This is a genomic window from Niabella yanshanensis (assembly GCF_034424215.1).
In the GTDB taxonomy this organism is placed as follows: domain Bacteria; phylum Bacteroidota; class Bacteroidia; order Chitinophagales; family Chitinophagaceae; genus Niabella; species Niabella yanshanensis.
In genome coordinates, this window is sequence record NZ_CP139960.1 from 3,293,386 (window position 1) to 3,316,085 (window position 22,700).

At 45.4% G+C, this 22,700-nt stretch carries 15 protein-coding genes; all 15 read left to right on the forward strand.

Annotated elements, in window-relative coordinates:
- The 15 genes from U0035_RS13750 to U0035_RS13820 all read left to right on the forward strand — a co-directional run bounded on the left by U0035_RS13750 (position 1) and on the right by U0035_RS13820 (position 22,683).
- The gene (locus tag U0035_RS13750; RefSeq protein ID WP_162817811.1) at positions 1-615 is read left to right on the forward strand and encodes a beta-ketoacyl-[acyl-carrier-protein] synthase family protein; all 615 of its coding nucleotides are present in this window, start codon (positions 1-3) and stop codon (positions 613-615) included.
- A gap of 56 nt (positions 616-671) precedes the next feature.
- On the forward strand, positions 672-944 hold the full coding sequence (locus tag U0035_RS13755) for a phosphopantetheine-binding protein (RefSeq protein ID WP_162817812.1): 273 nt from the start codon (positions 672-674) through the stop codon (positions 942-944).
- Positions 944-2,137: a beta-ketoacyl-[acyl-carrier-protein] synthase family protein gene (locus tag U0035_RS13760; RefSeq protein ID WP_114790346.1), complete on the forward strand. Its 1,194-nt coding sequence runs from the start codon at positions 944-946 to the stop codon at positions 2,135-2,137. The genes U0035_RS13755 and U0035_RS13760 overlap by 1 nt, the downstream gene beginning before the upstream one ends.
- 286 nt (positions 2,138-2,423) lie before the next feature.
- Positions 2,424-3,380, forward strand: coding sequence for a TonB-dependent receptor plug domain-containing protein (locus U0035_RS13765; RefSeq protein WP_211316388.1), 957 nt, complete (start codon positions 2,424-2,426; stop codon positions 3,378-3,380).
- A 6-nt stretch (positions 3,381-3,386) separates the two neighbouring features.
- Positions 3,387-5,570 (forward strand): SusC/RagA family TonB-linked outer membrane protein, encoded by a 2,184-nt coding sequence (locus U0035_RS13770; RefSeq protein ID WP_262510827.1) that lies wholly within the window; start codon positions 3,387-3,389, stop codon positions 5,568-5,570.
- 21 nt (positions 5,571-5,591) lie between these two features.
- Positions 5,592-7,463: a RagB/SusD family nutrient uptake outer membrane protein gene (locus tag U0035_RS13775; RefSeq protein ID WP_114790347.1), complete on the forward strand. Its 1,872-nt coding sequence runs from the start codon at positions 5,592-5,594 to the stop codon at positions 7,461-7,463.
- A 9-nt stretch (positions 7,464-7,472) separates the two neighbouring features.
- Complete coding sequence (locus U0035_RS13780) at positions 7,473-9,392, forward strand: glycoside hydrolase family 172 protein (protein ID WP_114790348.1); 1,920 nt, start codon at positions 7,473-7,475, stop codon at positions 9,390-9,392.
- A 167-nt stretch (positions 9,393-9,559) separates the two neighbouring features.
- Positions 9,560-10,576 (forward strand): LacI family DNA-binding transcriptional regulator, encoded by a 1,017-nt coding sequence (locus U0035_RS13785; protein WP_114790349.1) that lies wholly within the window; start codon positions 9,560-9,562, stop codon positions 10,574-10,576.
- Between the two features lie 93 nt (positions 10,577-10,669).
- Positions 10,670-11,836 (forward strand): glycoside hydrolase family 172 protein, encoded by a 1,167-nt coding sequence (locus tag U0035_RS13790; RefSeq protein WP_114790350.1) that lies wholly within the window; start codon positions 10,670-10,672, stop codon positions 11,834-11,836.
- 54 nt (positions 11,837-11,890) lie between these two features.
- Entirely contained in the window at positions 11,891-13,150 is a 1,260-nt protein-coding gene (locus U0035_RS13795) for a DUF6786 family protein (RefSeq protein WP_114790351.1), read from the forward strand.
- A gap of 2 nt (positions 13,151-13,152) precedes the next feature.
- Complete coding sequence (locus tag U0035_RS13800) at positions 13,153-14,940, forward strand: L-fucose isomerase (RefSeq protein ID WP_114790352.1); 1,788 nt, start codon at positions 13,153-13,155, stop codon at positions 14,938-14,940.
- A 382-nt stretch (positions 14,941-15,322) separates the two neighbouring features.
- Positions 15,323-16,624 (forward strand): sugar MFS transporter, encoded by a 1,302-nt coding sequence (locus tag U0035_RS13805; RefSeq protein WP_114790353.1) that lies wholly within the window; start codon positions 15,323-15,325, stop codon positions 16,622-16,624.
- Positions 16,625-16,886: 262 nt separating this feature from the next.
- The gene (locus U0035_RS13810; protein WP_114790354.1) at positions 16,887-18,959 is read left to right on the forward strand and encodes a glycoside hydrolase family protein; all 2,073 of its coding nucleotides are present in this window, start codon (positions 16,887-16,889) and stop codon (positions 18,957-18,959) included.
- 53 nt (positions 18,960-19,012) lie between these two features.
- Positions 19,013-21,562 carry a GH116 family glycosyl hydrolase gene (locus tag U0035_RS13815; protein ID WP_245957683.1) on the forward strand — a complete coding sequence of 850 codons (2,550 nt, stop codon included), beginning with the start codon at positions 19,013-19,015 and terminating at the stop codon, positions 21,560-21,562.
- Positions 21,563-21,609: 47 nt separating this feature from the next.
- Positions 21,610-22,683: a glycoside hydrolase family 183 protein gene (locus U0035_RS13820; RefSeq protein ID WP_162817813.1), complete on the forward strand. Its 1,074-nt coding sequence runs from the start codon at positions 21,610-21,612 to the stop codon at positions 22,681-22,683.
- The last annotated feature ends 17 nt before the right edge of the window (positions 22,684-22,700 follow it).

Below are 22,700 nucleotides of genomic sequence, written 5' to 3' on the forward strand. Positions count from 1 at the left end.
TTGAGTTTGAAGCATCAGGAGACATATATTTCAGGCGGTGTTTGCATTCGCAATAGAACCATTCAATCGGGTGATCATGTAGTCTTTATGTCTGACGGTTCCTCCGATCTCTTTTCATCCCTTTACGAAAAGCTGGAGATCGATTACCCCAGGTTTTTTAAAATGGATGCGCTTTGTAAGCTGGGTATTGCCGCTACACATATTTTATTAAAGGATTTTGATACAACAGCTTATCAGCCGGGTGAACTGGGTATTGTTTTATCCAACCGAAGTGGCAGCATCGAAGCAGATATCAACTATTTTGAATCTTCTAAATCCTTTCCCAGTCCTTCCCTTTTTGTTTACACCCTGCCGAATATTGTTATCGGAGAAATAAGTATCCGGTATGGATTTAAGGGCGAGAACGCCTTTTTTATCAGTGAACAGTTTGATGCAGATTGGATGGTGTTTTATGTGAATAACCTGATGCAATACCAGGGCATTAAAGCCTGTATCTGCGGATGGGTGGATGTAGAAAACGACGAATACGATGCCCGGTTCTTTTTAATAGAGCGGGGAAAAGAGAATGGTCTTAACTTTACAGCCGATAATTTACATGTAGGATGTCAGGCGTAATGAGGTGTATAGGTCGGAATTGTGTAAATAAAAATTATATTAAAGAAGAATTTCTGATGGATAAGAAAGAACTGATTTACCAGTTAAAGCAACAAATTATAAAGCAGCTCAACCTGGGTGGCAAAACACCGGAAGATATCGGAGACGATGACCCGCTTTTTGTAGAAGGTTTAGGCCTGGACTCAATTGATGCATTGGAGTTGATTGTATTGCTGCAACAGGAATATAATATCAAGCTAAAAAATGCAGAAGAAGGACAAACGATCTTTCGTTCTGTAACTACGATGGCTGATTATATACTGGAACAACAAGCCGGCGCTGCGAATTAATGCCAGCTCCTGTTTACATATCTGGCGCAGGTGTTATCTCTGCTATTGGAAACAATGTTGCGGAGAATATAGAGTCCCTCACTTCCGGCAAAGCCGGGATGCAGGCGATGCAGCGTTTGCAATCCATTCACAAAGACAGTTTACCGGTAGCAGAAGTAAAGCTCGGCAATGAGGATCTGGCTGCCCTTGCCGGGTTGCCTGCGCATACCAGCCGGACGGCGCTGTTGAGTACTGTAGCGGCAAGGGAGGCGTTGACAAGTTCTGGTATTGATATTGCCAACTGGCGTACCGGTTTTATTTCTGCCAACTCGGTGGGTGGAATGGATAAAACCGAAGATTTTTTTGAGCGCTTTCTAAAAGATAATGGCAGCGGGCACTTGCGGGAAGTGGTCAGCCATGAATGTGGTGCCGTAACAGAGATCACGGCTGACGCGCTGGGTATAAAAGATTTTGTTACCACTATCAGCACGGCTTGCTCGTCATCTGCTAACAGCATTTTTTTGGGAGCCAGGTTAATCAGACAAAATAAGCTGGACGTGGTGGTCGCAGGGGGTACTGATGCACTGACCCGTTTTACCTTGAATGGGTTTAATACACTAATGATACTGGATGGTGAGTATTGCCAGCCGTTCGATGACAACCGCCGGGGACTTAACCTGGGGGAGGGTGCGGGCTACGTAGTATTGGTATCTGAGAAGGTGGCACAAGCCCTGCAAACGCGCCCAACTGTAACTATTACAGGCTGGGCAAATGCCAACGATGCACATCATCAAACAGCATCATCACCTGATGGAAAGGGCAATTTATTGGCCATGAGCGGTGCGCTGCAAAAGGCGGGTCTCAGCCCGGGCGATATTGATTATATCAACCTGCATGGCACGGGAACCAATAATAACGATATTGCTGAAGGAACGGCCATTAAAACCTTATTTGAAAGTGCTTACCCGGACATGAGCTCTACGAAATCCTTTACAGGTCATACATTAGGCGCCAGCGGCGGAATAGAGGCGGTATACGCTACTATAGCCATCCAACGGGGTATTGTATTTCCCAATCTACGCTTTGAAACCCAAATGAAGGAACTTCCGTTTGCGCCGGTAGTGAAATTGAAAAAAAAGACAATTAAGCATGTGATGTCTAATTCCTTTGGCTTCGGGGGAAACTGTTCCTCCCTTGTATTCAGCAAAACTTAAACCTCCAATTTCCAGATTCAGAAGTGTTCTTTGCTGCTGTGTGTTACAGCAGCTGTTTCTTTTTTAAGAATGCCGATTGCTCCTGCTCAACCGGAACCTCAAAATATTATTTAAAAACTTTTGGTTGAGACTTAGAAAAATCGTTTTTTTGCTTAAACGAATAAGCAGCCATACCGCCCCTAACGATTTTGCAACTTCTTATTTCACGGTATTGGAATTAAAAATACAACACTATTTTTTTGCTTGTTTTGCTTAAACGATTAAGTATTGCAATAAAGTAAAAACCATGGTCAACCAAACATTGTATTGTCTTAGAAAGAGATGGCTTTTAGTTCTGATTTTAGCCATTATTTGGTTACCGGCATCATTACGGGCGCAGGTTACTGATTCTTCATTTGTTCAGAAACAACCCCAGAAAATAACAGGACGTATATCCAGTCAAAAAGGAGAATTACTGGCCCGGGTTACGGTACAGGAAATGGGTACCGATAATGCTACCTTCAGCGATGAACAGGGCACCTATACCATCACCGTCTCCGGAGAAAATTCCCAGCTGCAATTTAGCTCGGTGGGATACCTGCCTAAAACCTTACCGGTACCTAAAACGGGTGTATTGGACGTTGCTTTGGAAGAAGTCATTGCAGCGGGTGATGAGGTTGTAGTGGTGGGTTTTGGAACGCAAAAGAAAGCCTCTGTTGTAGGCGCTATCAGTACCGTTACTCCCCGTCAACTGCAGCTAACACCCAGCAGATCCATCAGTAACAACCTGGCTGGTATGGTTTCGGGCGTATTAGCAGTTCAACGCAGCGGCGACCCTTGGGCTAACAATTCCGATTTCTGGATAAGAGGTATCAGCACTTTCGGAAATGCCAGCAACCGCCCTCTGGTGTTGATAGACGGCGTAGAGCGCAATCTGAATAATATTGACCCCGAAGAGATTGAGTCGTTTTCTGTTTTGAAAGATGCCGCTGCCAGTGCGGTGTATGGGGTAAGAGGCGCCAACGGCGTTATCATCATTAACACCAAAAGGGGAAAAATAGGAGCGCCTAAAGTTACTGCTCGTTTTGAGCGTGCACAAACTTCTCCTACAAAGCTGCCCGAATATGTAGGCTCAGTCAAATACCTCGAGATTATGAACGAGTACAAAAAAAACTCGGGCGACCCGGTATTTCGCAGCGAAGAGATCATTAATAACTATCGCAATAAGATCGACCCCGAGTTATATCCGGATATCAACTGGTAGGATCTGATAGCTAAGAGTCATGCCAGCAATATGCGTGCAAATGCGAACGTAAGCGGGGGTAATAATTTCCTGAGGTATGCGCTGGAAATGGCCTATTTTGATGAAGAGGGCATCATTAAAAGAGATCCTGAGCAGGAATGGAATTCGGCATTACAGGTAAAGCGGTATAATGTGCGTAGCAATGTAGATGTGAACCTGAGTCCCACCACTTTGCTGACATTCAGGCTGGGCGGATATTTGCAAACTAAAAATGGTCCCGCCTCGCCACCGCCACCCTCGCTTGCCGATGCGCCACGTTCGGCAACAGATGTAGATATTTTCTACCAGGCCAGTATGACGCCTCCCTATGTGCACCCCGCTATTTATGAGGGTGGCCAAATTCCACGGATACCATTCAGGGAAAACCCCTGGGCTTTTGCAACACAAAGGGGCTATGAAAACTGGTATCACCAGGGGATAGAATCAAGCACCACATTAGAGCAGGACCTTAAATTTATTCTGAAAGGTTTAAAAGCCCGCTTATTGTTTGCTTTTGATAAATTTTCCGCAAACTCTGTGATCCGGTTTAAAAATCCCGACTATTATGCGCCTGCATCCGGTAGAGATGCGAATGGTAACCTGATACTGAATCTTACCACCAATGGAGAACAATTTCTCGGCTCCTGGCGAGGTGCTGAATGGGGAACCCAAAGCGTTTATACGGAAGGGCAGATCTCTTACGGGCGTGTTTTTGGAAGCGTGCATGATGTAAACGCAATGGTATTATATAACCAGCGCAACTTTAATAACGGACAACCCTTGCCATTTCGTTACCAGGGTATGTCGGGCCGCTTCTCGTATGCGTATGACCGCCGCTATGTAGCCGAGTTCAACTTTGGTTACAACGGTTCAGAAAACTTTGCAAAAGGAAATCGTTTTGGCTTCTTTCCCTCGGTGGCGGCTGGCTGGGTTATCTCTGAAGAAAAATTTATGCAGGAATGGAGCAATGCGATCTCCAAGCTGAAAATACGGGGTTCCTGGGGTAAAGCAGGCAATAGTGAAATTGGCGGAAACCGGCGATTTGCCTATCTCTCCACCATAGAAAATACCGGCAGCTACTGGTATGGGCCGGATGGTACCTTGTTCCGCCTGGGAAGAACGGAAGGCGAAGTAGGGGTGAACAATCTGACCTGGGAGACAGTCACGAAGTCTAATCTGGGCTTTGAGCTGGGTCTCTGGAAAGGGGCTATCGACTTCCAGATCGACATCTTTAAAGACAAGCGGGAAGACATCTTTATGCAAAGGTTGAATATACCCGGCTCATCGGGTTTTGCCAAGCCTATCTGGGCAAATTTTGGAAAGGTAAACAACCAGGGGGTTGATCTTTCATTGAATGGGAACAAAGCCGTTACAAAGGACTTCTCCTTTTCGGTGCTTGTAAACTATACTTACGCTAAAAATAAAATTATAGAAAGAGACGAGCCCGCCGGCATCATTGGAACTACAAGATCTCTTACAGGAAAGCCTGTAAACCAGTTAGTGGGTTATGTAGCGGAGGGACTATTCACCCAGGATGACTTTAATCCTGACGGATCTTTAAAAACAGGTATTCCTGCACAGAAATTTGTGCATAAGATAGTGCCGGGCGATATACGTTACAAAGACCTTGATGGCGACGGAGAGATCACTCCGTTGGATCAAACGTCCATAGGCGGAACAGTTGATCCGCAACAGGTGTATGGCTTTGGGGTGAACCTGAGATTCAGGGCCATCGATTTTGGGGTTTTCTTCCAGGGTGCGGGTAATACTTACCGCATACTGGGCGGCGATAACTGGCTGCCGGGTTCTTCAGGCGGAGCAGCTGGAAATATACTAACCAATGTAGACAGCCGGTGGACCACAGAAAACCCCGCTCAGGATGTATTCTGGCCAAGATTGTCATCGAGCGTAGCTAACAACGCCTTGCCTTCTACCTGGTGGTTGAGAGATATGAGCTACCTGCGATTAAGGAATATAGAATTGGGCTACAGCCTATCCAAAACCTGGATTAACAAAATCGGGATGACCAATTTCAGGCTTTTCGCACGGGGCTCTAACGTACTTACCTTTTCCAAATTTGATCTGTGGGACCCGGAAGTCGGATCGATTGACGGGCTGCGTTACCCGATCATGAAGAGCTGGTCGGCGGGGTTCAATATCAACTTTAAATAATTGCTGTATAAAACTTCCGAAATGAAAACAAGAAAATATATCATCATAATAATAGTAGTCACTTCGATATTTTTCCCCGGCTGTTCTAAATACCTCGACCGGATGCCGGATGACCAGTTGACGCTGGACATGATTTTTTCAGATAAGATACGGATGGAGGATTGGCTGGCCGGTGTATATCAAGGCATACCCAGCCCCATGTGGGGTTACATGAAAGACCAGGGTTTTAGCATTATGGGTGATGACATGTGCATCCCCGAAGAGTGGAGGCCATTCGGATGGCAGAACGTGCATGAGTTTACTATCGGCAACTGGCATCGCGAGTCTCCCTGGAATCCCAATTACTGGGTAGAGTTACCCAAGCGCATACGCTCGGGCCTGATTTTTATTGAGAACGCTAAGCCACAGCCGGAGAAAGGCTTAACGCAGGAAATTGTAGATCGGATGAAAAATGAAGCCCGCTTTTTGAATGCGTATTATTACTGGTTAATGGTAGAGGTATATGGACCTATTCCATTTAAACCAGGCGTGATTACGCCCAATGATGCACCGTCGGCTGAGCTAATGATTGCTCAAAGTCCCGTTGATTCGGTTGTTAACTGGATTGATACTGAGCTAAAGGATGTATCCACAAAATTGCCTGCCACTTACAGTGGTCCTCTTCTGGGAGAAAACTATGGGCGGGCTACCTCTATAATGGCATTAGCAGTACGGGCCAGGATGCTATTACATGCGGCCAGTCCTTTGTTAAATGGTAACCCCGATTATACTGGCGTGGTAAATAAGAACGGAACAGCATTGTTTGGCGGCTCTTATGATGCCGGTAAATGGACCCGGGCGGCCCAGGCCCATAAAGAGCTGATAGATGCAGCTACGGCTGCGGGTCATCATCTCTATATAGAAAGAAATAATGACGGAAGTGTAGATCCTTTTATGTCTTACTATAATATGTCTTTAAAACGCTACTCGGAAGGTAATACCGAAATCTTATTTGACCGGCCTAATAACTGGGATTTGAATATCTGGCAGTACCATCATTTACCTATTGGAATAGGAGGAAATGGAGCATTAGGGGTTACGCAGGAGCTGGTAGATGCATTTTTTACGAAAAATGGACTGCCGATATCCGATCCTGCATCCGGCTATTCTGAGTCCGGCTTTTCCACAGCAGGAGAAGTTAGAAATACCAAATGGAGAGGAGCAGAAGGACCCAACAGAATTGCGGGACAGGTAACGATGCCCGGCACTTATAATATGTATTGTAATCGCGAACCACGCTTCTATGTTTCAGTACTTTACAACGAAGCCTGGTTGGGTGTTGACAACAGAAGAGCTGAATTCTTCTACGGAAGCAGAGATAATAACAAGACATTCGACTCGCCTCAAAATGGTTACGAGGTGAGGAAACGGGTCGGCCTGGAAATTTTCCCACGTAACAATGTGAGCACCTACCAGCCAGGCATTTTATATCGCCTGGCGGAAGCCTATCTTGGTTATGCTGAAGCTTTGAACGAGTCAAATCCTGGGAACCCGGATATTTTAAAGTATATTAACCTGGTAAGGGAACGCGCAGGCATTCCGGGTTTAACCGGAGGTTCGCAACAGGAAATCAGAGAAGCTATTCAGCGCGAAAGAAGGGTGGAGTTCAATTGTGAGGGAGTTAGAATACACGATCTGCGTCGCTGGAAATTAGCTGAAAGAGATCTGAACAAAGATATGATGGGTATGAATTTCTTTGGTACCAAAAAAAGCAGCGATGCAGCTAATCCCAATGCATTTTATAAAAGAACATTCAATATGCGTCGTAGCTTCAGTAAAAAAATGTACCTGTGGCCGGTGCCGCAAACTGAAATAGACAAAAACCCCAATCTGACGCAAATGCCGGGATATTAAAAAGTTATTATGAAGTTTATTATTACAGTTTTTCTTTTTATCGGAAGCCTGATTGTAAATGCACAAAAGGTGGTGAATTTTCAAAGTGAACTCAGGCGTTTATCTGATATCAGCCTGCTACCCCAATATCTTGACGGAACCGTAGTGAAACAAGTATCATCTTACGATCGTACCGGTGGCAACGACGATGGCTTTAGCGGTAAATATTCGTTTATCAGGAAAGAGAAAGAAGGGCTGGTTATATTGGATGCACAGGGAAGTGGTGTCATTGAACGTATATGGACTCCAACGCCCACGAACGACACCCTGGACTTTTATTTCGATGGTAGCAGTAAGCCTGGGTTAAGTATAAGGTTCAATGATCTTTTTTCAGGAAAAGTAGCGCCATTCCTGAAGCCTTTGGTAGATGCTTATAGGGTGGGTGGATACTACTGCTATGTTCCTATTCCCTATGCCAAAAGTTGTAAAATAATTTTCAGGGGTGAAAAGATCATGTTTCACCAGGTGCAGTACCGCGAGTATAACCCATCCTACAAGGTAGAAACATTTAACCTTGCAGGAGTGTTAGCTCAAAAAAACTTGTTGCGGAAAGTAGCCAACCTGTGGAGCGATGAAAACAGAACTATCAGCAATTTTAAATACCCGGGAATTAAAACAATAGCAAAAGAAATGGAATTGATGCCGGGCGAATCAACTACAATTGCACGTATATCCTCCGGTGGCCGGATCACGGGTATAGAGCTGGATCCTCCGGCTATTTTCAATGGCCTCTATAAGCAGGCTGATATAAAAATAACATGGGATGATGAAACCGCTCCGGCAGTTTATGTTCCGGTAGCAGATTTTTTCGGCTACGCTTTTGGCCAACGGGCCATGGAGAGTTTATTAGTAGGTGCAACTAAGGGTAAGCTGTATTCCTATATTCCCATGCCTTTTGAAAAAAGTGCAACCATAGCATTGGAGTACAGGAAACTGAGTGAGATACAGCAGGAGCCATTGCGGCTAAGAACGCTGGTTCATTACACAGCGCAGAAGAAAACCGCCAGCGAAGGCCGGTTTTATGCCAAATGGGCCCACGACGAACCGGCTAACGGGCAGTCTTATGTTTTCCTGGAGGGCAAGGGTAAAGGCCATTACATAGGTACCATCCTGCAGGCACAGGGAAGAGATTATAATAATTTCACTGAATTTTTTGAGGGTGATGATCAAACCTATATCGACGGCGAGCTGAGGCTGCATGGAACGGGAAGCGAAGACTACTTCAACGGGGGCTGGTATGCTCAGCCGGGAGGATGGACGGAAAGGGCTGGTGCCGCATTAAGTGGCTGCACCGACTATTCGATTCCTCTGAGCCGCACAGGCGGGTACCGGTTTTTCCTTAGCGATAAAATGCCGTTCAGCAAGGAAATTAAGCATACGATTGAGCATGGTCCGGTCAACAACCGGCCCGTAACTTATTCTTCGGTGGCTATGTACTATGCCAATAAAGCCATTGCGGTTAGCGAAGCACCTTCCAACACCTTTACAAAGGTATCGGTGCCGGATACATTGACTTTTTATACCAATTTTTTAAAGCACATTACCTACAATGGAGGCATCGATTTTAAAGATGGCCATGCCATTGTGAAAGATAAAGACAACAACAGCATAACCATCAATGTTAATGAGGTTCCTGATGGCAGGTATGCCTTGTACCTGAATAAGGTGGATGCAGGTATTAATAAAATAAGCGTTCGGATCGCGGATGTAACAAAAATATACGACTGGCGCACTGTTGATTTACAGGCAGGCAAAAAAGACACCGAAATTTATCTCGGGGATGTGGATATTAAACACAATACAGTACCGGTAGTTCCGGTAAACATTATGTTTCGTTCGGATGCAGCGCCGGAACTTATTTTTAACCGGATGGTACTGCGAAAAAAATGAGCGGTTTTCTTAAAACAGGTGCCGGCAGGAGTATGTATCAGGAAGTACATTTAAAGCTTACGATCAGTCAGGAGGTCTCAATCTTGTACGATGCCAGGTTATTAACCCGTATTTTTGACAGGATAATCAGAGTTCAGAGATAATAGCAGCGAAACAGGATAAGAGATATGAAAAAAAGAGTTTCCATAAAAGATATTGCCGAAAAAGTGGGTGTTTCAACCGCATTGGTTTCCTACGTGCTGAATGGTAAGGAAAGAGAGGCCAGGGTAGGGGAAGAAATAGCCGGCAAAGTGAGAAAAGTTGCTGCTGAAATGAATTATCAGCCCAACCTGATTGCCAGGGGGTTAAAGTTTGGACGAACCAATACCATCGGGCTGATTGTGGCCGATATTTCCAATCCTTTTTTTGCTACACTGGCGCGCAGTATCGAACTGGAAGCGCAAAAAAATGGCTATACCGTTCTTTTCGGTAGCAGCGATGAGCAGCTGGACAAATCTCAAAACCTGATCAATACCTTTTTAAACCGCCAGGTAGACGGCTTGATTATTACACCGGTAGCGGGCTCCCAATCACAAATTGAAGAACTGAAAAAGAAGGGCGTAAAGTTTGTGTTGATGGACCGTGGATTTAAAGACGTGGAAACGAATGTGGTGGTAACCGATAACCATGAAGCCATGTACAGCGCCGTTAAATTATTAACTGAAAAAGGGTACCGGAAAATCGGAATGATTGCTTACGATACGCCGCTAACCCATATGCAGGACCGGATCCAGGGGTATAAGGATGCTTTAAGAAATGCCGGTACCCGGTTCAAATCAGAGTGGCTAAAAAAAGTACCCTACCTTGATTACAAAGAGCATGTGGCGGATGCCATTGCACAAATGCTGAAAAAGGGAGATGAACTGGATGCGCTTGTATTTGCTACCAACAGCATCTCGGTGCAGGCATTGAAAGTCATTCATGCCAGGGGTATTAAAGTACCCGATGACCTTAGAATTATCAGCTTTGATGAGAGCGATACTTTTGAATTCTTTTACGCTACGATTACCTATATCAAGCAAAACCTGAATGAAATCAGTGAGAAGGCGGTTCAACTGCTGATAAAAAATATAAATGCCACAGCACCCAAAACGGCGAAGGTAATAGTACCCTCGTCTATTGTTTTAGGCCAAAGCAGCAAATAAAAAATGCAACAAAAATTGGTGAATTAATATTAATCATGTACGTTTGCTTAAACGTATAAGCAAGCCAAAAATCCATTTTCAAAAACAAGCCACATGAAGAAGATTTTATTATTATTAGCGATTGTAATGACTGCAGGTACTGTAAGTGCGCAGCAGGGAAAATTTAATGGTCTGGATATGAGCCTGGGAAACCTTTCCCGCTTATCTGATGCCCAAACCCGTTCTATAAGCCCAGAGAATTTTACAGGTGAAAAAGGGAAAGGGGCAATGGCCGACCCCGTTAAAGACAAAGGCAAACGTAATGTAGCCAATGCCGCCAGCGAAGCAAGAGACCTGGGTAAGGGATGGAAGGTGAATCCTTTCATTATTATTGAACCGGGAGAAACTTTTACCATGGCTGATATTGCAGGCCCTGGTGCTGTGCAGCATATCTGGATGACGCCTACCGGTAATTTCAACCTTTCTATTTTCAGGGTTTACTATGATGGAGAATCTGAAGCATCTATCGAAAGCCCGGTGGGCCCGTTTTTTGGAATTGGGTGGAATGAGTTTTCTCCGCTTAATTCGCTGGCGATGACGGTAAACCCGGGTAGCGCTTTTAACAGCTACTGGAAGATGCCATTCCGTAAAAATATTAAGATCACCATGCAAAATACGGATAGTCAACCCATGCGTTTGTATTACCAGGTAGATTATGCACTTACCGAAGTAGGTAGCGACGAGGCTTATCTGCATGCGCAATACAGGAGGAGCAAGCCTAATTTAACTTCGCTGCATACCATAGTAGACGGCATCAAAGGAAAGGGTCATTATGTGGGTACTTATATGGGCGTGGGCGTAACCAATAACGGCTGGTGGGGAGAAGGAGAAATCAAATTCTTTATGGACGGGGATAAAGAAAATGCAACCATTGTAGGCACCGGTACGGAAGATTATTTCTGCGGCTCCTATAATTTTGAAAACAAACGTACCCGTCAGTACCAGGAGTATTCCACTGCCTACGCCGGTTTACACCAGGTGTTAAAGCCCGATGGGCTGTATGGTTCGCAAATGCGCTTTGGTATGTATCGTTGGCATATTATGGACCCGATTCGCTTTGATAAAGATCTTAAGGTAACCATACAAGACCTGGGCTGGAAATCCGGGGGGCGTTACCTGCCGCAGCACTCCGATATCATAACCGTGGCATATTGGTACCAAACCGAGCCACACCAGAAGTTCCCTAAACTTCCTGATGCGGGTGTACTGGAAGTGAACTAGTAATAAGGAGCCAATGGCGGCTGCTATTTTACAATAATGAAAAAAAAGTAAAGAATGATACAACGTGTCTTTATCTCCCTGTTAGCCGGAGCCTGTCTATTATCCTGCAACAGCGAAACAAAACCGAAGGACGCTTCAACAGACAGCATTACAGAAAATAATACCATGAAGGAAATGGCTAAAGGCAGCTTTGGATACGATGTTAATTTTCTGCAACAAAAGGACAGTTCCCTGATCGTTCTCAAAAGCGAAGACGGACAAAGCCAGGTCATTATTTCACCTAAGTACCAGGCCAAAGTATTCACCTCCTCTTCTGACGGAGTGAACGGGAAAAGCTTTGGATGGGTAAACTACAAAGCATTTGATGGTCCGGTTGATGCGCACATGAATGCATACGGAGGAGAAGATCGCTTATGGCTGGGCCCTGAAGGCGGTGTGTTCTCCCTCTACTTCAAACCTGCCGCCAAAATGGAGTTTGCAAACTGGAAAACGCCGGCAGCAATTGACACCGAGACCTGGTCGCTGAAGTCTGCTGATGCCGCTACAGTTGTGTTGAACAAAAACATGACCCTTACCAATTATGCAGGAACCTCGTTGGAGATACAGGCGGATCGTGCCATATCACTTATTACCCCCAAAGATATCAATACAGACCTGGGTATCAATTTGCCACAGGATATTAAGTCAGTTGCGTTTCGCACCAGTAACAGTCTTACCAATAAGGGACAAAATGTATGGGATGAAAAAACGGGAGCGCCCTGCATGTGGAGCCTGGATATGTTTACCCCTTCAGAAGCCTGTACCATTGTGATTCCCTACAATAATACAGCAAGCGGAAAAGTAGCAACGACCGATTATTTTGGAGAGATTGCTAAAGACCGGATCAATTATAACAACGGTGTTTTATATTTTAAAGCCGATGGCAAATCAAGAGGCAAATTGGGCATTCCTCCGGCAAGAGTAAAAAACATTGCGGGAAGCTATGACGGGATCGACAATGTGCTTACTATTGTAAAATATGATATCAACCCTTCAGGCAAATACCTGAACCAGGAGTGGCGCACCGACAGAGCGCCTTTCAGCGGAGACGCTATGAATGCTTACAATGATGGCCCCCTGGAAGACGGAACGCAAATGGGTCCGTTTTATGAGATCGAAAGTGTGTCTCCCGCTGCCTTTTTGAAACCAGGAGAGAAATTAACACACAACCATAATGTATATCACTTTACCGGGAATAAGCAAGCCTTGAGTGAAATAGCAAAACAGGTATTAGGGGTATCAGTTGAAGAAATTGAAAAAGTATTTAAAAAATAGTCATGGCAGTAAAAACGAAAAAGAAGAGCAATAACTATCCTAAAATTGGCATTCGTCCGATCATCGACGGAAGGTTAGGTGGTATAAGAGAGTCATTGGAAGAAACCACTATGAATATGGCCAGGGCCGTGGCCGCCTTATATACGAAGGAATTGAAATACCCTGATGGTTCACCGGTGCAATGTGTGATCGCAGATACAACCATTGGCGGTGTTAAAGAAGCTGCGGCCTGTGCTGAAAAGTTCGCGGCCAGCAATGTGGGCGTTTCCTTATCTGTAACACCCTGCTGGTGCTACGGATCGGAGACAATGGATATGAACCCGCTCGTGCCAAAAGCAATCTGGGGATTTAATGGAACCGAGCGCCCCGGCGCGGTATACCTGGCGGCTACTTTAGCGGCGCATAACCAGAAGGGCTTGCCCTGCTTCGGCATTTATGGGAAAGATGTGCAGGATATGGGTGATACAACGATCCCTGGTGATGTAAGAGATAAACTGCTCAATTTTGCCCGCGCGGGTATGGCAGTGGCCATTATGAAGGGCCACTCTTATCTTGCTATCGGATCAGTATCGATGGGTATTGCAGGCTCTATCGTCGACCCGCAGTTCTTCCAGGAATACCTGGGCATGCGTAATGAGTATGTAGATTCTTCTGAAATACTAAGAAGAATACAGCTGAATATTTTCGACCCTGAAGAATACAAAAAAGCTATAGCCTGGGTTAAGCAAAATTGTAAAGAAGGCAAGGATTATAACCGCAAGGAAAAAATAAAATCCAGAAAAGAAAAAGACAGGGACTGGGAGTTTGTGACCAAGATGACCATGATCATCCGCGACCTGATGGAAGGTAATCCGAAGCTGGCTGAGATGGGTTATGCAGAAGAAGGGCAGGGGCATAACGCAATTGTATCCGGTTTCCAGGGGCAGCGTCAATGGACGGACTTCTTACCGGACGGCGATTTTTCAGAAGCCATGCTGAACTCTTCTTTTGATTGGAACGGTATCCGGAACCCTTACATGGTAGCAACAGAAAATGATTGTTATAATGGTGTGTCCATGTTATTCAACTACCTGCTCACCAATACGGCACAGATCTTTGCCGATGTGCGCACCTATTGGAGCCCGGATGCAACCGAGCGCGTATCGGGATGGAAGCCTGACGGAAGAGCAGCAGACGGTTTTATCCACCTCATCAATTCAGGCTCCGCTACATTAGACGGAACCGGGCAGCAAACGAAAGATGGGAAACCTGCGATGAAGCCCTTCTGGGAGATTAAGCAAAAAGAAGCGGATGCCTGCCTGGCAGCTACCACCTGGAGCCCCTCCAACAGGGACTATATGCGTGGCGGGGGATATTCTTCTACCTTCCTCACAAAGGGTGAAATGCCGGTTACCATGTGCCGTTTGAATTTAGTAAAAGGCCAGGGACCCGTTCTGCAGATAGCAGAAGGTTATACGATCGACTTACCGGATGAAGTACATAATACGCTGAATGAGCGCACCGACCGCATCTGGCCCACTACCTGGTTTGTTCCTAACCTGACAGGTCTGGGTCCGTTTAAAGATGTATATTCTGTGATGGCAAACTGGGGGGCCAACCATGGTGCCATCAGTTACGGGCATATAGGCGACCAACTGATTACATTGGCGTCTATGTTACGTATACCGGTGGCTATGCATAATGTAAACCCTGATGTCATATTCCGTCCGTCCGCATGGGGCGCTTTTGGCATGGATGGAGAAGGCGCTGATTACAGGGCTTGCCAGGTTTACGGTCCTTTGTATAAATAGAGGCTGTTATAGAAACAACTATTTCGTTGTAACTAAACTTAGGTATTAAAGCAGAATACTGGCTAAACGACCAGGAAGGAAATATCGGGCTGGAGCTGTAAACGGTGGCAAAAGCTGCCTTTACAGCTCCTCCAATAAAGCGTTTTGCTCTTTCGATGCATAAGATAAGGCACAGACTTTACAAACTGGTCTTCAAATGGCGTAACATATTGTCAATGCGCCTATCTTTGAGAGGCCTAAAAATATAAATAGATTCTTGTCATGAAAAAATGTAGCCATCTTTATGCCATACCTGGTTTTTGTTCTATTCAATCAAAACAACAATAGGTATCATTTATCTTGTCAGCCAATAAAACGTTCATACAATCTTACGTAATTCAATATGAGTACTAAAAAATCGCTTTTTGTCAAAGACGGTGTTAACTATGCTGCTCCCTTTGCGGCTATCAGTGCGTTGTTTTTTCTTTGGGGTATAGCGCACGGGTTGCTTGATGCATTGGATAAGAACTTCCAGGATATGCTGCATTTAAAAAAATGGCAATCAAGCTTAATACAGTTTCATTTATATGGCGCTTATGCAGCTATGGCCATACCGGCTGGCTTATTCATGAAAAAGTATGGGTATAAGAAGGGCGTTATATTTGGGCTGCTTCTTTTTGCCTGCGGAGCTTTGATAGCGGCGGCTACCGCTCCGGCGCAGTCTTTCGTATTGTTTTTGCTTTGCCTGCTCATCATCGGCTGTGGTCTCGCTACGCTTGAAACAGCAGCTAATCCTTATACAACAAAACTGGGACCACCCGAAACCGCTGAACGTAGGATCAATTTTTCCCAGTCTTTTAATGGTCTTGCCTGGACGATTGGACCATTGATTGCTATCTATATTTACGGCAACCGAAGCCATGTAGAAGGCGAAAAAATGATGTCTATTGTGTTGCCTTTTGCGCTGATTGGCCTGGCGGTATTGTTGGTGGCATTTATCTTTAAACGTCTGAAGCTTCCTGAAATTACCGAAGAAGATGAAAATGCTGCCCACGGTGTTCATGATGCTTCAACAGCTCCGGGGGAGGCAATAGAGGTGTCAGACCCTTCCGATTCGAGATATATCACCAAGAAACCGTTATGGCAAAATCGTCATTTTAAATTAGGAGTTATGGCGCAGGCCTGCTATGTTGGAGCACAAACAGGTGTTTTCAGCTACCTTATTAATTTTCTCACAGATGATAAGGATATGCATATGGAGCCTCGTTTTGACGTAGCAGACGGTCCTTATTTCTTATCAATTGGCTTTGCATTGTTTATGATCGGGAGGATATCGGGCAGTGCCATGATGAAATATTTTAAACCCGCCAAACTGTTGGCATTTTATTCCCTGGCTGTATGTCTCTTATTGCCCGTAATAGGAGCTGAAATTGGATGGCCGTCCGTTATAGCCCTTTATGGCGTATTCTTTTTTATGTCCATCATGTTTCCCACGATCTTTGCCTTGGCCATTAGGGGCCTTGGTCCGCAAACCAAGCGGGGAGCAGCTTTTCTTGTTATGTCGGTTGCAGGCGGTGCAGTATTCCCACTGCTGATGGGCGCGATAGCCGATACTTACGGAATGGCTACAGGCTTTTTGGTACCCATTCCTCTGTTTATCTTTATTTTACACTACGCCGTTAACGGGCATAAAGTAAGAGCGTAATTCCCGCAAGATCGGGAAGCTCTGTGACGAAATAATAAAAGTGTTGCTTCAGGGTTAGCATAAATGATTGGTCCACCCAATCGTTTATATGAACGAGCAAAGGCCACTAAAAACGCATTGCTTAATCGATTAAGCTTTGTTGAGCAAATGTGTATCCGATGGGTTCAACGATTCTGTTGTGCTGCAGGTGCTACCGGTGTAATAAAACGATCAGATCACTTGCCCGGTATTATTTGAACACAGGTATTTAAAAATCTTGCTGATGATTAACCGGCTTCTCCTTGTATGGATAGTATCGCTGTTCACTCAAACAGTGCGCGCCAACAATGTAAATAACGTACCCAAAGAGCTGCAATCCTTTATAAAAAACATAGATGTCAGCACAGTTCATGGCGCTAAACCAAAAATTTCGTTTAAAACCGTCTCAAAAAACCTGGTATATGTTTCTGTAATATGGCAATTGAAGGGTGTGGTGGCGCAGGATAGCGTAGCCATAAAGATCAGGCCGGCATTTGTTCCGGGCTTTCACTGGGCACCCCATCTTACCCCAAAAGAAAACAGCATCATAGCCCAACATGTTTTCAGGGCGCCAGCCATGCTGGTATCGAATGCTAATAAGGTTCTCGTTGTTGTTCCGGACCTGGATTTATTGAAAAAAACAAATGCTGTTCCGTGGTACATGGATATGAACGCTCCGAAAAATTACCTGGAACTGGGCATGTCGAAAAGCAGGGTAGAAGAACATGTTTTGTATGTACGGGATAAAGGGGCTGTTTTTCCGGCGGGCGAGGCAAAGCTTGGGTTTTATTTAATGGTTTCGGATAAAAGTGAAGATATTCAAAATCCCTGGCGGCGTCCGTTGCAGCTGATGTGGAGTAAATGGGGCGCACCGCTCTACCAAACCGGGGAGCCGCTGCATAGAGCCGATCTCGAGCCTTACGTGAAACAGACCTATAACTGGGCCTTTAACAGTTGGAAGCCGGCTGTCTGGCAGGAATTTGAGCTAAACGGAAAACAGGTGGGCGCACCCGTATTTATCGTAAACGTTACGCAAAGTCCCAATTATAAGGCGCCGGTTGATGAACGGGAGTTCCGCTCTGTCTGGAACCAGGCCTGGTTCAACTCTTTACGATCGGCACAGGGCTTATACCGGTATGCGAAGCGAACCCATAATGACACGTTGCAAAACCTTGCTTTAAAAACAAAGGAGCTGGCTCTTTCTTTTCCGCAGCACAGGGGACTTTTTAAAAGTGTGATTGCAACAGAAATGGAAGAGGTAATTATAAGCGGGAAAAAGTATCGCCGTTCCAAAGGATGGGACACAAAATATTTTGGAAACTCTAACCGTAACCCTTTTACCTGGGACGCAAAGCAATCGCCTTACCATATTGCTGATATGAGCTATACGGCTTACTGGATGATGGTCTGGTATGAAGAGTTGGAAAAGGATGAACGGCTAATAAAATATGCGCGGGACTATGCAGATGCGTTGGTAGCGCTGCAGGACAATAAAGGATTCTTTCCTGCCTGGCTGAGCCTGGATACCTACCAGCCCATGGGCTATTTGGACCAGTCGCCCGAAACCAGTCTCTCGGTTACCTTTTTGCTAAAGATGTTTAAGCATACCGGTAAAAAAGAATACCTGGCGAGCGCGGGGAAGGCGTTGGACGCAGTTGTTAAACAGATTGTTCCGGTAGGTCAGTGGGAAGATTTTGAAACTTATTGGTCCTGTAGCAGGGTAGGAAGCCAGGACTGGGTGGGTAAGAAGATACCACGCAACAATATGTTTAAGCAAAATAATTTTTGCATTTACTGGACTGCTGAAGCGCTATTAGAAATGTACAAGACAACCGGCAACAGATCGTATCTGCAAAAAGGCCGGCGTACACTCGATGAATTGCTGATGTACCAGGCCACCTGGCAACCGCCTTATATGGCCATACGTACGCTGGGTGGCTTTGGGGTAATGAATGCCGATGGTGAGTGGAACGATTCGCGTCAGTGTCTTTTTGCAGGATTGATAATCGATTACGGAAAATTGTTGAAGAGCGCTGAATATGTACAAAGAGGACTTTCGGCATTGCGCGCTTCTTTTACCATGATGTATACGCCACTCAACCTTCAAACCATGAAACAGTGGCAGGCAAAATGGCCTTTCTTTGGTCCGCAGGACTATGGTTTCATGATGGAAAATTATGGTCATGGGGGAGAAACCAACGACTCAGGGTTAGGTATCGGGGAGTTCACTATTTATGATTGGGGTAACGGAGCCGCAGCAGAAGCTTACAACAGATTACTTGATAAATATGGACCTGGTATTTTCATCGATAAGTAGCGGGGCGGGAGCAGGCAGGATCTGATTATTCACCAACGCCAAAAATCAACAACATGGCAAACAGGAGATCTTTTTTAAAAAAAATGGGCGCCGGTAGTATTGCGGCATTGGCAACCCCGGTATTGCAACCACTGCCGGAAAATCCGGGGTCATCCGGTAAAAAAAAGCAGAACCTTGTAACGGGTACGGGCGACAGGGTTTACCACGGAGATCGATTGAGTAGAATAGCATTTCCGTTGGGAGGAACAGGCGCAGGTATGTTCTGTATAGAAGGAACAGGTGCTATATCGCATATGTCCGTAAGAAACAACCCCGAGATGTTTTTTGAGCCCGCCATGTTTGCGGCATTGAATATAAAAAATATAGCTAACGGCACCAGGGTTTTGGAAGGTCCGGTTCCTTCCTGGAAGAAGTTTGGCCAGAGAGATGCGGGTTTGGGTGGTACAGGCGGCGCTACCTGGGGCCTGGCGAGGTTTAAGGATGTTGCGTTCGAAGCCCAGTTTCCCTTTGCTACCGTTTCGCTGCGTGATGACAGCCTGCCTGTAAAAGCCGCTATTAAAGCCTGGAGCCCGTTTATTCCTGGTGACGAGGATCAATCGGGTATGCCAATAGCGGGGTTGGAATATAGTTTTGAAAATACAAGCAAAATGGCAGTTGAGGGAACCTTCTCCTATAACAGCAGGAACTTTATGCACCAGGGAGAAGTAATCAATTCGATAAAGCCAATAAAGAACGGGTTCATACTTTCATCATCTGGTTCTGAAAAATTTCCGGAAAGGCAGGGCGACTTCGCCATATTTACGGATGCCGCTGATACAACAGTAGATCATTGCTGGTTCAGGGGTGGCTGGTTTGACGGACTTACCATGATATGGAATCAACTGGAAAGCGGCGCTGTTGCAGGCAACCCTGCCGCAGAAAGGGATGCGCCGGGCGCATCCCTGTTTGTGCCGTTTAGTTTAAAGCCGGGTGAAAAGAAAGTTATTAAGCTGCTGATGTGCTGGTATGTACCCAATACGAAACTTCAATTCGGAGAGATGGATCCTCAGTTTAAAGAGAAAATCGGAAAAGACCCCCTTCTGCAGTTTCATAAACCCTGGTATAGCAGCCGGTTTTCCAATATTAATGAAGTAGCTGATTTTTGGAAATCGAATTATGAAAAACTGTATAAAAAGACTCAATTATTTACAAAAGCTTTTTACAATAGCACGCTTCCCGCAGAAGTAATAGAAGCGGTGGCCGCCAATCTTACCATTCTGAAATCTCCAACGGTACTCAGGCAATACGATGGCAGATTCTGGACCTGGGAAGGATGCGGCGATAACTGGGGGAGCTGTCACGGATCGTGTACCCATGTGTGGAATTATGCGCAGGCCGTTCCGCATTTGTTTCCGGCATTGGAACGGTCGCTGCGGGAAACAGAGTTTAATGAGAACCAGAATGCCGATGGGCACCAGGTGTTCCGCTCCAATTTGCCCATCTCTCCAACCACCCATCATTTCCATTCGGCGGTAGACGGCCAGTTAGGAGGTATTATGAAAATATACCGGGACTGGAGAATTTCAGGAGACGATCAGTGGATGCGCAATCTGTATCCTAAAGTAAAAAAGAGCTTAGATTATTGTATCAAAACATGGGATCCGGATAGAAAAGGCGTTATTGAAGAGCCGCATCATAATACCTATGATATAGAATTTTGGGGACCTACCGGCTTTGCTACTACCTTTTACCTGGGCGCATTAAATGCCATAATAACTACTGGTAAATACCTGAAGGAAGAGGTAGCGACCTACGAAAAATTATTACAGAAAGGGAAAAGCTATCTCGAAACCAAACTGTTCAACGGGGAATACTTTATCCAGGATATCCAATATGAACATTTAAAAGCGGCTAACCCCGCCACTGCTCAGTCTTTCGGAGGGGAATATTCACAGGAGGCCGTAGCCTTACTAAAGAAAGAAGGTCCTAAATACCAATATGGAAAGGGGTGCTTGTCTGACGGTGTGCTGGGCTCCTGGCTGGCGGTGATGTGTGGATTGGAGGATGTGGTAGATGCTTCGATGATAGTAAGCCACCTGCGCTCTGTTCATCGATATAACCTGAAAAAAAGTTTGACAGATCATAGTAACCCACAACGGCCCAGCTTTGCCCTTGGTAACGACGGCGGCTTATTGCTTTGCACCTGGCCAAAGGAAGGAAAACTCTCTTTGCCCTTTGTTTACAGTAACGAAGTGTGGACGGGGATCGAGTACCAGGCGGCGTCACATTTAATGAGAATGGGAGAAGTACAAAAAGGATTGGATATCGTGAGGGCCTGCAGAGCACGCTACAACGGCTCCGTTCGTAATCCCTTTAATGAATACGAATGCGGGCATTGGTATGCCAGGGCGTTATCCAGTTATGGGCTGCTACAAGGGTTGACCGGAGTACGATATGATGCGGTTACCAAAACACTCACTATTGATTCGAAAGTTGGCGACTTTGTTTCCTTTATTGCCACAGCCACCGGATTTGGTAATGTGGTATATAAAAATAAAAAGGCAGTTGTAAATGTAGCGCAGGGCCGGATTGTTGTTGATAATTTGGTGGTGAAGAACAGTTGATGATAATTGGCTGGTTACGCAGGATGGCGATTAAAACAGAACATGAAATGATTGGGAATTACAGTATCGGGCTATTATTGTTGCTAACAGCAAACGAAGCTTTTACACAGCCGCTACTATTTGACACGGCTACCTGTATTGCCAGGGTAACAGGCGCTTCACCTTCCCATGAGACATTTAAAAATCCTAATTCCACGCATACAGCCTATAATGTAGGAGGCACCGATCTGGGTATTATCTGGGAGATTGATAAAAGCAGGTATGGAATTTTTTTTGGAGACACGTATGGGCGACATCACTTTGAACCGCCTATAGTAAAAGAAAGCGATTGGAGATGTAATGTGCTGGCTTTTTCAAAAGATCTGTATCTGGAGGACGGGCTTACCATTGACGGTATGGCCGTGGATTCAATAGGAAATGCAAAAGAGATAGTGCCTGGCCGCAAAGATAAATCGGGCAATGGAGACTGGACCTCTATACCCACAGGAGCAATACAGGCCAAGGGAGCGGCCTATGTGCATTATATGAACGTGCGGCATTGGAACAGCTCTAACTGGGGTACCAATTATTCTGCACTCTACCGCTCCAAAGACAAGGGTATGAGCTGGAAGCCTGTGTCGGGCGTGAAGTTTGATGCGAACAGCAATTTTGGCCAGGTGGGATATTTTAAAAAAGACGGGTACGTATATATGATCGGCACCGAATCCGGCAGACAATCGGCTCCAAGACTGGCACGGTTTAAGGAAAAGGATATCGAAAACCAGCAGGCTTATGAGTTCTGGAATGGTGCAGCGCATATATGGGTCAAAGGCCGGGAGACCAGTGCTACCAATTTATTTGATGATGCTACAGGAGAGCTTTCTTTTATTTATCATAAAAAAAGCCGAAAATGGATACTACTCTATTTTAATGAAAAAAGATATGAGATCTGTGCCCGCTATACAAGCGATCTTACCGGTGAGTGGAGCGCTCCCCGGCGCATCGCCCATGGAAGAAAATACCCCAAACTATATGGGTCCTATATTCATCCGCTGTCAGCGGATCAGGATGCCATTTATTTTTTAATGTCGGTATGGGACCCTTATAATGTTTTCCTGATGCGGTCACCCATCAAATACTAAAGACGCCTGACCATTAA